The sequence below is a fragment of the Flavobacterium sp. T12S277 genome (genome assembly GCF_048514875.1).
Classification (GTDB): Bacteria; Bacteroidota; Bacteroidia; order Flavobacteriales; family Flavobacteriaceae; genus Flavobacterium.
Genome location: NZ_JBLYEG010000017.1, coordinates 66190 through 80013 on the forward strand (window position 1 = coordinate 66190; position 13824 = coordinate 80013).

Genomic DNA, 13824 nt, shown 5'->3' on the forward strand with positions numbered 1-13824 from the left:
TTTAAATAAAACTAAAATAAGCTTCGTTTCTAAAACCGCAAGTCCTAAAATTTCGTTAATACCTTAATACATGTTATTAACCTTTTAAAAGTCCTTGATTATGAAAAACGAAGTTAAAATTCATGAAGTTGATCCTTCATTGAATAACAGAAGGAGCTTTCTTAAGCTTAGCGGTCTTACATTAGTTGGTGCCGGTTTGATTATGGCCGGTTGCAGTGATAATGACAATGATAACGATATGGAAGACACTACGTTACCCGGAATCAGAAACGGCGTCTTTGATTTAGGATCCGGTGATTTCGGAGTATTAACCTATGCGTATGCTTTAGAACAGCTGGAAGCCGACTTTTATACTAAGGTTGTAAACGCAGCAAACTTTAATGCCACTTTTAATCCTATCGAACGGCAGGTATTAACAGACTTGTATCATCACGAAGTTATTCACAGAGATTTTTTCAAGGCCGCTTTAACCGGAGCGCTTCCTGACCCAAGCTCTCAACTGCTTCCCTCCTTAGCTTTTAATTATGGTTCCTTAAATTTTAACAGCCGTACCGAAGTTCTTGCTACCGCAAAAGCGCTCGAAGATACCGGAGTAGCTGCTTATAACGGAGCCGGAAAATTAATTAAAAGTGCCGATTATCTGCTTTTAGCCGGAAAAATTGTATCGGTAGAAGCCAGACATGCCTCGGCCATCAGAAGCTTAATTAATCCGAACTCTAAGGATTTTGCCGGCGATGATGTTGTAAACGCAACTACAGGTTTGGATGTGGCACAAGATCCTTCAAAAATTCTACCTATTGCAGGAGGTTTCATCACCACAAAATTCACAGCCAAATACTTACCTTAATCTTAACAAGCTAAAACTTAGAAATTATGAATATTTTAAAATTTATAGAAACGTTTACTGATGATAGCTTGATGAGAAGCACTGGTTCAAGAAGAGACAGTTTTAATCAGTTTGGAAGTATTGGAAAAACACTGGCTTATGCATCCATCCCTTTCGGATTATCTGCAATGGCCAATAAAGCATTGGCAAAAGACATTACAGCGACACCTGCAACTCCCATTGGAGCTTTGCAATTTGCCTTAACTTTAGAATACCTGGAAAACGAATTTTATGCCATGGCATTAGATTTCGGAGTAATCCCGGCATCAGAAAATGGCGGACGTGATTTGAAAGTTTTCCAGCAAATAGCAGCACACGAGTCTGATCACGTTGCTTTTTTAATCAAAGGATTAGGAGGTACGATGAGCGCCAACTTTGTTCCCAAACCTACTTTTGACTTTACCGTTGGAGGCGCTTTTGATCCATTTCATGATTACCCAACCTTTTTAGCTTTGGCACAAGCCTTTGAAGATACGGGCGTTAGAGCCTACAAAGGTCAGGCAGCCAATTTAATCACGACACCCGACTTATTGACTGCCGCCTTACAAATTCACTCCGTAGAAGCCCGTCATGCTTCTGAAGTACGACGCTTAAGAGGATTAAAAGGATGGATTTCGAATAGCGAGCGAGGAGCAGGAATGCCCGAAGCAACACAAGCGGTTTACAATGGCGAAGGTGTTACGGTGCAGGCAGGATTTAATACCGCCGCCGCATTTGGAGCTTCCGCAGGGTCAGAAGCTTATGATGAGCCACTTACGACACAACAAGTCGTTGATATTGCCAATTTATTTATTGTTTAGCTCAAAACAATTCTAAATATTGAACCGCCTTCGCGTTATTGTGAAGGCGGTTTTTTTTAATTGTTTTAAATCAAAAACTGATGCCCTGATTTTCAGCAGATAAAATATTCTTTTCAGGTATTTGGTTTTAAAATAATTAATTGTACTTTTGCATCCCCTTTATTGGGGATGGAATGTTTAATTAAAATAATATTATGGACGCATTAAGCTACAAGACAATTTCAGCGAGCAAAGCCACTGTAACTAAAGAGTGGATTGTTGTTGATGCTGAGGGTCATAACTTAGGTCGTCTTGCTTCAAAGGTTGCAATGATCTTAAGAGGTAAGTACAAACCAAGTTACACACCGCACGTTGACTGTGGAGATAACGTAATTGTTATCAACTCAGAAAAAATTAACCTTACAGGTACAAAAATGAATGACAAAATTTACATGCGTCATACAGGTTACCCAGGAGGACAAAGAACTTTAACTGCTAAAGTATTGCAATCTAAGAATCCTGCATTATTAGTAGAAAAAGCTGTAAAAGGAATGTTACCTAAAAACAAATTAGGAGCTGAACTTTTTAGAAATCTAAATGTTGTTGTAGGTGCTGAGCATACTCACGGAGCTCAAAAACCTAGAACTGTTAACCTAAACGATCTTAAGTAATGGGAGTTATTCACAAAATCGGTAGAAGAAAAACCGCTGTTGCACGTGTATATGTTTCTGAAGGAACAGGAAAAATCACTGTAAACAAAAAAGAATTCGCAACTTACTTTCCAACTGCAACTTTACAATACAAAGTTTTACAACCATTATCTATGACAGAAAATGCAAGTAACTTTGATGTAAAAGTAAACGTTTACGGAGGTGGTTCAACTGGTCAGGCAGAAGCTGTAAGAATGGCATTAGCACGTGTAATGTGTGAAGTGAACATCGAAAACAGAGCTATCTTAAAACCAGAAGGTTTATTAACAAGAGATCCAAGAATGGTTGAACGTAAGAAATTCGGTCAGAAGAAAGCTCGTAAGAGATTCCAATTCTCTAAACGTTAATATTTACCTGTCTTGTGCATTTGGTACAGGACACCATCAATTATTTATTGAAATTAAAAAACACAGTTGTTGTTGCTCTCCTATCGAGGTAGGAAATAGTTTAGCATCTAAATGGGTTAAAAGTCTTGAAGCCGAAAGCGTAATGCTTAGCGCCTAAAGCCAAAAAAACACATTGCTAATCAACAGAACGTAAACTAGTACAAAAATGGCAAACAAAATAGAAGTTAAAGACTTACTAGAAGCAGGTGTTCACTTTGGACACATGACTAGAAAATGGGACCCAAATATGGCCCCTTACATTTATATGGAGCGTAATGGTATTCACATTATCAATCTATATAAAACTGCAGCAAAAATCGAAGAAGCTAACGAAGCTTTGAAAAAAATCGCTGCATCAGGTAGAAAAATCTTATTCGTAGCTACCAAAAAACAAGCAAAAGACATCGTTGCTGATAAAGCAAAAGCTGCAAACATGCCTTACATCACTGAAAGATGGCCAGGTGGAATGCTAACTAACTTTGTTACTATCAGAAAGGCAGTTAAAAAAATGTCTTCTATTGATAAAATGAAGAAAGATGGTACTTTCATGACGTTATCTAAAAAAGAGCGTTTGCAAGTTGATCGTCTACGTGCTAAATTAGAGAAAAACTTAGGTTCAATCGCTGATATGTCTAGACTACCTGCAGCATTGTTCGTAGTAGATATCAAAGCTGAACACATCGCAATAAAAGAAGCACAAAAATTAAACATTCCAGTTTTCGCAATGGTTGATACGAATTCTGACCCAAGAGAGGTTGATTACGTTATTCCTGCAAATGATGATGCTTCTAAATCAATTGACAAAATTTTATCTTTAGTAACTGCTGCTGTAATCGAAGGTCTTTCTGACAGAGGTTCTGAAAAAGAAACTGAAGCTACAGAAGAAACTGCTGCTGCTGTTGAAGCTGCACCAGCTGTTGATGCTGCTCCTGCAACTGAAGAATAAATCAAATTTTAAATTCCAAATTTTAAATTCTAAATTCCAAACACAAATTAAAAACGTTATGTTGATAATTTAATAAAATTGGAGTTTAGAATTTAGAAGATGGAATTTTTACTTTTAACATTAAAATTCAAAATATTATGGCAACAATTACTGCTGCAGACGTAAATAAATTAAGACAATCTACAGGTGCCGGAATGATGGACTGTAAAAAAGCTTTAGTTGAAGCTGAAGGAGATTTCGATAAAGCAATCCAAATCCTTAGAGAAAAAGGACAAAAAGTTGCTGCTAACCGTTCTGACCGTGAGTCTTCTGAAGGAGCTGCTGTTTCTTTTATCAATGCAGACAACACTAAAGGAGCTATCATCACTTTAAACTGCGAAACAGATTTCGTAGGTAAAAATGAAGCTTTCGTAACTTTAGCTAAAGATTTAGTTGAAAAAGCTATTAACTTTTCTTCTAAAGAAGAATTTTTAGCTTCAGATTTCAACGGAATTACTGTTGCTGAAAAATTAATCGAACAAACTGGTGTTATCGGTGAAAAAATCGAAATCGGTGGTTTTGAAATTTTAGAAGGTGCTTTCGTTGGATCTTATGTTCACGTTAACAAAATTGCTGCATTAACTGCAATTTCTGCTGCAATTCCTAACGCTGACGTTTTAACTAAAGATGTTTCTATGCAAGTTGCTTCTATGGGAGCTGATACATTATCTTACAAAGATTTTGATCCTGCTTTCGTTGAATCTGAACTTGCTGCTCGTATTGCTGTAATCGAAAAAGATAATGAAGAGGCAAAACGTTTAGGAAAAACTTTAAAAAATGTTCCTAAATACATCTCTTTCTCTCAATTAACTGAAGAAGTTTTAAAACAAGCTGAAGAAGATGCTAAAGCTGAATTAAAAGCTGAAGGTAAACCAGAGCAAATTTGGGATAAAATTATTCCTGGAAAAGTTCAACGTTTCATCTCTGACAACACTACTTTAGATCAAGAAAAAGCTTTGTTAGATCAAAACTTTATCAAAGATGACAGTAAAAAAGTTGGTGATTATGTTAAAGGATTCAATGTTGAAATTACAGGTTTCAAAAGAGTTACTTTAGGTTAATATATTATTTCAATATTTAAAAAGCCCGAATATTAATTTATTCGGGCTTTTTTTATGTTATTGTAGATTTGTGAAATGTAAATTGTGAAAAGTAAAATGCAAACCGTGAGATGTACATTTTACAATCCACATCTCACAGTTCACATCTAACATTTTACATTATTACTTCTTACTCTTAATCGGAAAATTTCTGGCACGCATTAAAGCATCCGATTTAGGAGCTCTTCCTCTAAAGTTTTCATAGGCTTTCTCCTGATCAATCGTATTTCCAACACTGAAAATAGTTTCGTACAAACGTTTTGCCACCGCTTTATCATAAGGTCCTTTTCCTTCCGTAAAAGCTTCGTAAGCATCTGCATTGATCACATCAGCCCATAAATAACTGTAGTATCCTGCCGAATATCCGTCACCTGAGAAAATGTGTCCGAATTGAGGAATTCTATGACGCATTACAATTTCTGACGGCATATGAAGCGCATCTAAAGTCTCTTTTTCAAATTTATGAGGATCAATAGTCGTAGTCGCCAAATGAAGCTTCATATCGATTAAAGAACTCGAAATAGTTTCTACAGTTGAAAAACCTTCACCAAAATTAGCGGCTCTTTCAATTCTGCCCACCAAAGCTTTCGGCAACGGCTCACCCGTTTTGTAGTGTAGTGCAAACTTGTTTAACACTTCAGGAGTCGCTAACCAATGCTCTAATAATTGAGATGGGAACTCAACATAATCACGAGCTACAGAAGTCCCTGCTAAACTTGGATAAGTTACATTTGAACACAATCCGTGAAGCGCGTGTCCAAACTCATGAAACAAAGTTGAAGCATCTTCCCAGGAGATTAAAATAGGCTCGTTTGGAGCTCCTTTTATAAAGTTACAGTTGTTAGACACAATCGTCAACACCTCTCCATCCATTCTCTCCTGATTGCGATACGCATTCATCCAGGCTCCTGAACGTTTTCCTGCACGTGCATAAGGGTCAAAATACCACAAACCAACTGCTTTACCTGTCAATTTATTACTTACTTCCCAAACACGAACGTCAGGGTGATACACCGGCACATTTGAAATTTGTTTAAAACTCAAATTAAACAATTCGCCCGCTACCCAAAACATTCCTTCTCTTAATTTTTCTAACTGTAAATACGGTTTAACTTCATTTTGATCCAAATCGTACTTCGCTTTTCTAACTTTTTCAGCATAATAACGGTAATCCCATGGCTGGATTTTGAATTTACCTCCTTCTGCATCTACGATTTTTTGCATTTCTGCTACATCTTCACGCACTTTTTCAACTGCAGGTTCCCATACAGAAAGCATTAAGTCTAAAGTTTTCTGAGGATCCTTTGCCATTTTGTTGGACAAACTCCAATGAGCAAAAGTTGGGAAACCTAATAATTTAGCTTTTTTAGTTCGTAATTCTAAAATAGAAACTAATGTCGAATTGTTATCGTTCGCATTTCCATTATCACCACGTTTTACAAAAATATCAAATGCTTTTTCTCTTAAATCTCTGCGTGTAGAAAAAGTCAGGAAAGGCTCAATTGAAGAACGCGTATTAGCAATACAGCCCAAAACATTTAGTTTTCTGTCTTTGGCCTCAGCAATAGCAGCTTTCTTAACCTCTTCAGGCAGTCCGTCAAAATCACTTTCTGTTTTTAATTCCACATATTGATTTTGCTCTTCCGCCAATAAGTTTTGACTAAAACGGGTAAAAAGTGTCGCCAGCTCTTTATTTATCGCAGCCACTTTCTCTTTATCCGCTTCATTTAACTTTGCTCCCTGGCGAACAAAATTTGTATAATACAACCAGATCAGACGTTGTTGTTCGCTGGTTAATTTTTTACTCTCTTTAGCATTGTAAAGCGTTTCAATCCTTGTAAAGAGTTTTTTATTCTGATTGATTTTATCACTAAACTCCGAAAACTTAGGAGACATTTCTCTGTCAATAGCACTAAATTCCGGGCTGCTTAAATTAGATCTGTAAATTCCGTAAACGGCAGAAATTCGGTCCATTGTAGCACCTGAGCGCTCCATAGCAGCAATCGTATTCTCAAAAGTTGGTGCTTTCGGATTGTTAGCAATCGCATCTATTTCGCTTAGTTTTTCCTGAATCGCAAATTCAATTGCCGGTTTAAACTGCGAAACTTTATACTCATTAAAAGCAGGAACTCCGCCATAGGGGCCCGTCCATTTTTGAACCAACGGATTGGTCTGTGCGTTAGCCGCAAATAAGGTTGTTCCCATGAGAAAAATTGTCATTAATTTTTTCATTATCGTCGATTTGTTTTAAATAGTTTATTATCCCAAATGTAACTAAAAATCAGTATTCATTTGAAAATTTTAACTTTGAGACCCTCTAAAAAACTACCCTTTAATTTAAATATTCCGCTAAAAAGTTATAGAGAAATAGTTTAAATTTGAAACATCATTAACCAAACCACATGTTTAAAAACCGCAGAGAAATTGTTTTTGTAATTCTGGCCGGCATCTTTATCACGAATGCTGTTGTAGCCGAACTTATTGGAGGAAAATTAATTCAGATTGGACCATTTGTCATGAGCATTGGTATTTTGCCCTGGCCTATTGTCTTTTTAACAACCGATTTGATCAACGAGTATTTTGGTGAAAAAGGAGTAAAAAAACTGTCCTTTATAACCGCCTGTTTGATTGCTTATGCCTTTCTGATCTTATTCATGGCCATTGTAATTCCGGCTGCCAAAGGAATCAGTCCTGTTAACGACGAGCAATTTAGTGCCGTTTTCGGTCAAAGTATGTGGATCATCGTCGGAAGTTTAATCGCTTTCATCGCTTCTCAGCTGATCGATGTCTGGATCTTTTGGTTTTTTAAAAGACGTACCGGAGAACGAAAAATATGGCTCAGAACAACAGGATCAACTGTAATCTCACAATTGTTTGATTCTTTTATTGTACTTGGAATTGCCTTCTGGTTGCCCGGAAAAATTGATTTTGATACTTTCATTTCATCAGGGTTAACCGGTTATATTTTTAAACTGTCTGTTGCTGTTTTACTGACACCGGCGATTTATGCAGGACATCATTTGATTAAGAAATACTTAGACAAAGATCCGGCACACGAAGACCACAAACACAAAAAATAATGGAGAGTGAAAATCTAATACGATGCGGCTGGTGCTCTGCCAGTGCTTTATATAAAAAATACCACGACGAAGAATGGGGAGTTCCTGTTTACGACGATCCTTCTATATTCGAATTTTTAATACTGGAAACCTTTCAGGCAGGCTTAAGCTGGATCACCATTTTGAACAAAAGAGAAAACTTCAGAGCTGCTTTTGATGCTTTCGACTATAAAAAAATTGCTCAGTATCCCGAAGAAAAAATAGAATCTCTATTACAGGATACCGGAATTATTCGCAACAAACTTAAAATTCGCGCTACCGTTTCAAACGCTCAGGCATTCCTGAAAGTACAAGAAGAATTTGGTACCTTCTCCAACTATATTTGGAAATTCACCAACGGAAAACCGATCGACAACAACCCGAAAACCTTAAAAGACGTTCCCGCCACTACTCCACTTTCCGACGAAATTAGCAAAGATTTGAAAAAACGCGGCTTCAAGTTCGTTGGCTCAACGGTGATTTACGCTCATATGCAGGCCACCGGAATGGTTAACGATCATGTCGAAGACTGCTTTATCCGAAAGGGGAAATAGTTTTAGTCGCAGTTTTTAGTCGCAGTCACAGTCGCAGTTTTTTAGTGAAAGACTGAAAACTTTGACTGAAAACCGAAAACTTTAAAAAAAACATTATATTTGCTTCACACTTTAGGGGTGTCTACAACTTGTAGGCTGAGATTTTACCCTCTGAACCTGATCTAGCTCACACTAGCGTAGGGAAAAGTAAGATGACTTCTGAGCGCATTTTTATGCGCAATTGTAGCCATTCCTAAAGTATAACTACATACTAAACTCAAAAGGAATGGAACTAAAAATCAACCAACAAATCAAACAATTCAGTGCTGAATCGTTAAGCATTCAGTCATTGCTCGATCTCGAAATTCCCAATAAACAAAACGGAATTGCCGTTGCCCTCAACAATAATGTTGTTCCAAAAGCCAACTGGAACCAACAACTCGTATCCGAAACTGACGAAATTCTGATTATTTCTGCTACTCAGGGGGGATAAAACTCTAAATTTTCAAATTCCAAATTCCAATTGTCAAGTAAGAAGTAGGCGTACTGCCGTGCCCCTCTACAATCGACAATTATATTTTCACATCTTACATTTCACATCTCACAAAATACAACTACAAGCTATGACTACAGAAGAGCAAATTTCCAGAACACCATTTCCCAACTCCAAAAAAGTATACGTAAATGGTGAAATTCACCCTATCAAAGTGGCCATGCGCGAAGTGCTGCTAAGCGACACTAAACTTTCAAACGGCGGAGTTGAAAAAAATCCTCCCGTGACGGTTTACGACACTTCAGGTCCATACACCGATCCAAATATTGAAATTGACATCCGAAAAGGGCTTCCAAGACTAAGAGAACAATGGATTTTAGATCGTAATGATGTCGAAATTCTAAGTGAAATCACTTCTGATTACGGACAGAGCCGATTGAAAGACGAAAGTTTAAATCATCTTCGATTTGAATATCTGCATCAGCCTAAAAGAGCCAAAAACGGAGCAAATGTCACGCAATTGTATTACGCCAAACAAGGCATTATCACTCCTGAAATGGAATATATTGCTATTCGTGAAAACCAGCGAATAGAACTTTTAAACGAACAAACCAAAGCCATGCAATGCCAGCACGGCGGTCATAGTTTTGGAGCCAATACGCCAAAAAGCAAAATCACTCCCGAATTTGTTCGCAGCGAAGTAGCTTGCGGAAGAGCTATTATCCCAAACAACATCAACCACCCTGAAAGCGAACCCATGATTGTTGGGCGTAACTTTTTGGTAAAAATAAACGCCAACATTGGTAATAGCGCTGTGACTTCAAGCATTGAAGAAGAAGTAGAAAAAGCCGTCTGGGCTTGCCGTTGGGGTGCCGATACCATTATGGATTTATCAACGGGTAAAAACATACATGAAACCAGAGAGTGGATTATTCGTAACTCTCCCGTGCCGATTGGTACCGTGCCCATTTATCAGGCTCTTGAAAAAGTAAAAGGAATTGCCGAAGACCTAACCTGGGAAGTTTTCCGCGATACTTTAATCGAACAGGCAGAACAAGGTGTTTCTTATTTTACTATTCACGCCGGAGTACTGTTACGTTACATTCATTTAACTGCCGACAGGGTTACGGGAATTGTTTCGCGTGGCGGATCTATCATGGCAAAATGGTGCTTATTTCACCACAAAGAAAACTTTTTGTACACTCATTTTGAAGAGATCTGCGAAATCATGAAACAATATGATGTTGCTTTTTCTCTGGGGGATGGTTTACGTCCGGGTTCTATTGCAGATGCCAATGATGCAGCTCAATTTGCCGAGTTAGAAACTTTGGGAGAATTAACTAAAATTGCCTGGAAACACGATGTTCAGGTTTTCATTGAAGGACCGGGTCACGTTCCTATGCACATGATCAAGGAGAATATGGACAAACAGCTGGAACATTGTCATGAAGCTCCTTTTTATACATTAGGCCCTCTAACAACGGACATTGCACCGGGTTACGATCATATTACCTCTGCCATTGGAGCGGCAATGATTGGCTGGTACGGCTGTGCGATGCTGTGTTATGTTACCCCGAAGGAACACCTTGGTTTACCCAATAAAAAAGATGTAAAAGACGGTGTAATCACCTATAAAATCTCTGCTCATGCTGCCGATCTGGCCAAAGGCCATCCAGGTGCGCAATACCGTGACAATGCACTAAGCAAGGCGCGTTTTGAATTCCGCTGGGAAGATCAGTTCAACTTAGCTCTAGATCCCGATACGGCGAGAGAATTCCACGATGAAACACTGCCTGCCGATGGTGCAAAAGTGGCTCATTTCTGTTCGATGTGTGGTCCTAAATTCTGCTCTATGAAGATTTCTCAGGAAATTCGTGATGTCGCTGCTGCTGAAAAAGGCATGCAGGAAAAATCAGAAGAGTTTATCGAACAGGGGAAAGAGATTTACATCTAGTATGTAAAATGTTTTTTGTGAAATGTGAGATGAGGATTACCTATCTCACAGAAAACATTTTACATTTTACATCTCACATAAAACATCTCACATAAAACATTTTACAGAAAAGATATGATCGTAATTACCAATCCTTCGCCAATTAAAAATGAAACAGACATCGTTCATTCCTTATTTGAAGAAGGATTGGCTTTGCTTCATATTCGGAAACCCGATTTTTCTGAAGCAGAAACCGTGCAGTTTATTCACCAAATAAAACCGGAGTATCGAAATAAACTTGTCTTGCATAATCATCATGACCTGGCAGAAGATTTAGGAATTGGCAGCTTACATTTTTCTGAAAAAGAAAGAAACCATCGTCATGAGATTTCAGCAAAATTTTTAAACCCTGACAGGAATAAAAACGGAACAAAATCGACATCAACACACACTATTGAAGATTTTAATTCACTGGAAAATGATTTTGATTACGCATTTTTAAGTCCCGTTTTTAAAAGTATTTCCAAAGAAGAATATCATCCAAAAACTAACCTGTTTGAAGCTTTAAAATCAAGAACAAACCACAAAACAAAAGTGATCGCTTTAGGCGGAATGGATGCCGAAAACATTCAAAAAACACTCGAAAATGGTTTTGATGATGTCGCTCTTTTAGGAACGATCTGGAAAAATGAAAACCCCGTAAAACAATTTAAATTATGTCAGCAAATCGTCCAATTGCACTTTCAATAGCCGGCTTTGATCCCTCGGGTGGTGCCGGTGTTTTGGCAGACATCAAAACATTTGAGCAGCATCAGGTAACCGGTTTTGCGATTTTAACCGCAAATACCATTCAAACTGAAAATGAGTTTATTGAAATTCAATGGACCCCTTTGAACTTTGTCATTCGTACTGTCGAAACCTTTTTCGAACGGTACGAAATCAGCGCTGTTAAAATTGGAATTGTTCCGTCCTTGAATTATCTGAATCAGATTCTTTCGGTGATAAAACAACTATCGCCTGACACTTTAATCGTTTGGGATCCGGTTTTAAAATCAACTACTCAATTTGAATTCACAAGCCTTGACGATCGTTTCGATTTAAATGAAATTTTATCCAAAATTGATTTGATTACGCCTAATTACAACGAAATCGAATTATTATTTCCGGGTTTTATCACTAATCAACCTGGGCTTCAAAATGAAATTCCCACGAACATTTTATTAAAAGGCGGACATCATCCTTCGACAACCGGAACCGATCGTTTGTTTCTGAAAGACGAAATTACTGATCTGCTGCCTTCTGATAAAAAATGCTTTGAGAAACACGGTTCAGGCTGCGTATTATCAGCCGCAATTGCCTCAAATCTTGCATGGAATCAACCTTTAAAAGAAGCCTGTAGGAATGCTAAGATCTACATAGAAAAATATCTGAATTCCACTTCAACTTTAATCGGACATCATTATGTATCATAAATTGCAATACATCTCACAAGGAGAAACCATAGAAGAGCAACTGTATAATATCCATGAGGCTTTAGATGCCGGATGCGATTGGGTACAGCTGCGTTTTAAAAATCAAACTGAAAAAGACACTTTTGCTTTGGCTGAAGCCGTAAAATTTTTATGCGAAGAGTATCTGGCGAATTTTATTGTGAACGACAACCTCTACCTCGCTCAGCAAATCGCAGCAGACGGAGTTCACTTAGGACTTTCGGACATGAAAATTGACGAAGCAAGAGCCATATTGGGCAATACCAAAATCATAGGAGCAACCGCCAACACTTTTGAGGATATTGAAATCCATATTAAAAATGGCTGTGATTATATTGGTTTGGGGCCCTTTCGTTTTACAACAACCAAAGAAAAGCTAAGTCCGATTCTGGGTCTGTCAGGCTATTTTAAAATTATACAAGAGCTAAAAAGGAATAAACTTGAGATTCCTGTTTATGCTATTGGAGGAATCACGCTGAACGACGTAGCTCCTTTAATGGAAACCGGAATCCATGGAATTGCAGTCTCAGGAATGCTTACAGAAAGCGATCAAAAAGGAAAACTTATTCAACAACTAAACGAAAAGTTATATGCAAACGTCATTGTTTAACATAGGAGATAAAACTCTAACCTCCCGCCTGTTTTTAGGAACGGGTAAATTTGGTTCCAACCTGGAAATGGAAGAGGCTATTTTGGCATCGGGAAGCGAGTTGGTAACTGTCGCTCTAAAACGTATCGATCTCGAAACCGAAACAGATGCTATTTTAACGCATTTGAATCATCCGAACATTCATTTATTACCCAACACATCAGGAGCACGAAATGCTAAAGAAGCCGTTTTTGCTGCACAATTAGCGAGAGAAGCACTGGAAACAAATTGGTTGAAACTCGAGATTCATCCGGATCCAAAATACCTGATGCCCGATCCGATAGAGACTTTAAAAGCAACAGAGGAACTGGCTAAACTTGGTTTTTTTGTTCTGCCCTACATTCATGCCGATCCCGTTTTATGCAAACATTTGGAGAGTGCAGGAACAACAGCCGTTATGCCTTTGGGTTCTCCCATTGGAAGCAATAAAGGTTTAAAAACGATCGATTTTCTGGAAATTATTATCGAACAGAGTAATGTTCCGGTAATAGTCGACGCCGGAATCGGATCACCGTCTGACGCTGCAAAAGCGATGGAAATTGGTGCTGATGCGGTTTTAGTGAATACTGCAATTGCGGTTGCCGGAAATCCGAGATTAATGGCAGAGGCCTTTAAAGAAGCTGTTATTGCCGGCCGAAAAGCCTATGAAGCTAAAATTGCTCCTCAGCAAAATCATGCTTTGGCTTCCAGTCCTTTGACCTCTTTTTTATATGAGTAGATTAAACAATTTAACCGCAAAGTTCGCAAAGAAAAGCGCTAAGAACGCAAAGCTTTGCAAACCT

15 protein-coding genes and 1 riboswitch are annotated in these 13824 nt (G+C 38.1%); of the genes, 14 read left to right on the plus strand and 1 reads right to left on the minus strand.

Annotated elements, in window-relative coordinates; genetic code table 11:
- The first annotated feature begins 100 nt into the window (after positions 1–100).
- The 6 genes from ACN1CN_RS20055 to tsf all read left to right on the plus strand — a co-directional run bounded on the left by ACN1CN_RS20055 (position 101) and on the right by tsf (position 4807).
- Positions 101–847 carry a ferritin-like domain-containing protein gene (locus ACN1CN_RS20055; RefSeq protein WP_419137126.1) on the plus strand — a complete coding sequence of 249 codons (747 nt, stop codon included), beginning with the start codon at positions 101–103 and terminating at the stop codon, positions 845–847.
- Between the two features lie 26 nt (positions 848–873).
- The gene (locus tag ACN1CN_RS20060) at positions 874–1686 is read left to right on the plus strand and encodes a ferritin-like domain-containing protein (RefSeq protein WP_264526302.1); all 813 of its coding nucleotides are present in this window, start codon (positions 874–876) and stop codon (positions 1684–1686) included.
- 194 nt (positions 1687–1880) lie between these two features.
- Entirely contained in the window at positions 1881–2336 is a 456-nt protein-coding gene (gene rplM / locus ACN1CN_RS20065; RefSeq protein WP_026983738.1) for a 50S ribosomal protein L13, read from the plus strand.
- Positions 2336–2722, plus strand: coding sequence for a 30S ribosomal protein S9 (gene rpsI, locus ACN1CN_RS20070; protein WP_017497947.1), 387 nt, complete (start codon positions 2336–2338; stop codon positions 2720–2722). Before rplM ends, rpsI begins: the two co-directional genes overlap by 1 nt.
- A gap of 205 nt (positions 2723–2927) precedes the next feature.
- Complete coding sequence (gene rpsB, locus ACN1CN_RS20075; protein WP_291287306.1) at positions 2928–3707, plus strand: 30S ribosomal protein S2; 780 nt, start codon at positions 2928–2930, stop codon at positions 3705–3707.
- A 137-nt stretch (positions 3708–3844) separates the two neighbouring features.
- Entirely contained in the window at positions 3845–4807 is a 963-nt protein-coding gene (tsf, locus tag ACN1CN_RS20080) for a translation elongation factor Ts (RefSeq protein ID WP_264526300.1), read from the plus strand.
- 162 nt (positions 4808–4969) lie between these two features.
- Here tsf and ACN1CN_RS20085 read toward each other — a convergent pair whose 3' ends face one another.
- A complete protein-coding gene (locus tag ACN1CN_RS20085) occupies positions 4970–7078 on the minus strand; it encodes a M3 family metallopeptidase (protein ID WP_419137129.1) in 2109 nt (702 codons plus the stop codon).
- Positions 7079–7248: 170 nt separating this feature from the next.
- On the opposite strand from ACN1CN_RS20085, the gene ACN1CN_RS20090 reads away from it, so the two are divergent.
- From ACN1CN_RS20090 to ACN1CN_RS20125, 8 genes are all read left to right on the plus strand, one after another.
- Positions 7249–7926: a queuosine precursor transporter gene (locus ACN1CN_RS20090; protein ID WP_419137130.1), complete on the plus strand. Its 678-nt coding sequence runs from the start codon at positions 7249–7251 to the stop codon at positions 7924–7926.
- Positions 7926–8498 (plus strand): DNA-3-methyladenine glycosylase I, encoded by a 573-nt coding sequence (locus ACN1CN_RS20095; protein ID WP_291287303.1) that lies wholly within the window; start codon positions 7926–7928, stop codon positions 8496–8498. Before ACN1CN_RS20090 ends, ACN1CN_RS20095 begins: the two co-directional genes overlap by 1 nt.
- A gap of 103 nt (positions 8499–8601) precedes the next feature.
- A riboswitch (TPP riboswitch) is annotated at positions 8602–8698 on the plus strand.
- Between the two features lie 65 nt (positions 8699–8763).
- On the plus strand, positions 8764–8970 hold the full coding sequence (gene thiS, locus ACN1CN_RS20100) for a sulfur carrier protein ThiS (protein WP_419137132.1): 207 nt from the start codon (positions 8764–8766) through the stop codon (positions 8968–8970).
- Between the two features lie 130 nt (positions 8971–9100).
- Complete coding sequence (gene thiC, locus ACN1CN_RS20105) at positions 9101–10924, plus strand: phosphomethylpyrimidine synthase ThiC (RefSeq protein ID WP_291287301.1); 1824 nt, start codon at positions 9101–9103, stop codon at positions 10922–10924.
- A 114-nt stretch (positions 10925–11038) separates the two neighbouring features.
- The gene (locus ACN1CN_RS20110) at positions 11039–11653 is read left to right on the plus strand and encodes a thiamine phosphate synthase (RefSeq protein WP_419137135.1); all 615 of its coding nucleotides are present in this window, start codon (positions 11039–11041) and stop codon (positions 11651–11653) included.
- Positions 11620–12375, plus strand: a complete 756-nt coding sequence (locus ACN1CN_RS20115; protein WP_419137137.1) for a hydroxymethylpyrimidine/phosphomethylpyrimidine kinase — start codon at positions 11620–11622, stop codon at positions 12373–12375. The genes ACN1CN_RS20110 and ACN1CN_RS20115 overlap by 34 nt, the downstream gene beginning before the upstream one ends.
- Positions 12365–13003, plus strand: a complete 639-nt coding sequence (locus ACN1CN_RS20120; RefSeq protein WP_419137139.1) for a thiamine phosphate synthase — start codon at positions 12365–12367, stop codon at positions 13001–13003. The genes ACN1CN_RS20115 and ACN1CN_RS20120 overlap by 11 nt, the downstream gene beginning before the upstream one ends.
- Complete coding sequence (locus ACN1CN_RS20125; RefSeq protein WP_419137141.1) at positions 12984–13760, plus strand: thiazole synthase; 777 nt, start codon at positions 12984–12986, stop codon at positions 13758–13760. The genes ACN1CN_RS20120 and ACN1CN_RS20125 overlap by 20 nt, the downstream gene beginning before the upstream one ends.
- The last annotated feature ends 64 nt before the right edge of the window (positions 13761–13824 follow it).

Bases quoted from the DNA above. Each gene is read 5' to 3' on its own strand.
- ACN1CN_RS20055 (WP_419137126.1), top strand. From the start codon at position 101: ATGAAAAACGAAGTTAAAATTCATGAAGTTGATCCTTCATTGAATAAC.
- ACN1CN_RS20060 (WP_264526302.1), top strand. From the start codon at position 874: ATGAATATTTTAAAATTTATAGAAACGTTTACTGATGATAGCTTGATG.
- rplM (WP_026983738.1), top strand. From the start codon at position 1,881: ATGGACGCATTAAGCTACAAGACAATTTCAGCGAGCAAAGCCACTGTA.
- rpsI (WP_017497947.1), top strand. From the start codon at position 2,336: ATGGGAGTTATTCACAAAATCGGTAGAAGAAAAACCGCTGTTGCACGT.
- rpsB (WP_291287306.1), top strand. From the start codon at position 2,928: ATGGCAAACAAAATAGAAGTTAAAGACTTACTAGAAGCAGGTGTTCAC.
- tsf (WP_264526300.1), top strand. From the start codon at position 3,845: ATGGCAACAATTACTGCTGCAGACGTAAATAAATTAAGACAATCTACA.
- ACN1CN_RS20085 (WP_419137129.1), bottom strand. From the start codon at position 7,078: ATGAAAAAATTAATGACAATTTTTCTCATGGGAACAACCTTATTTGCG.
- ACN1CN_RS20090 (WP_419137130.1), top strand. From the start codon at position 7,249: ATGTTTAAAAACCGCAGAGAAATTGTTTTTGTAATTCTGGCCGGCATC.
- ACN1CN_RS20095 (WP_291287303.1), top strand. From the start codon at position 7,926: ATGGAGAGTGAAAATCTAATACGATGCGGCTGGTGCTCTGCCAGTGCT.
- thiS (WP_419137132.1), top strand. From the start codon at position 8,764: ATGGAACTAAAAATCAACCAACAAATCAAACAATTCAGTGCTGAATCG.
- thiC (WP_291287301.1), top strand. From the start codon at position 9,101: ATGACTACAGAAGAGCAAATTTCCAGAACACCATTTCCCAACTCCAAA.
- ACN1CN_RS20110 (WP_419137135.1), top strand. From the start codon at position 11,039: ATGATCGTAATTACCAATCCTTCGCCAATTAAAAATGAAACAGACATC.
- ACN1CN_RS20115 (WP_419137137.1), top strand. From the start codon at position 11,620: ATGTCAGCAAATCGTCCAATTGCACTTTCAATAGCCGGCTTTGATCCC.
- ACN1CN_RS20120 (WP_419137139.1), top strand. From the start codon at position 12,365: ATGTATCATAAATTGCAATACATCTCACAAGGAGAAACCATAGAAGAG.
- ACN1CN_RS20125 (WP_419137141.1), top strand. From the start codon at position 12,984: ATGCAAACGTCATTGTTTAACATAGGAGATAAAACTCTAACCTCCCGC.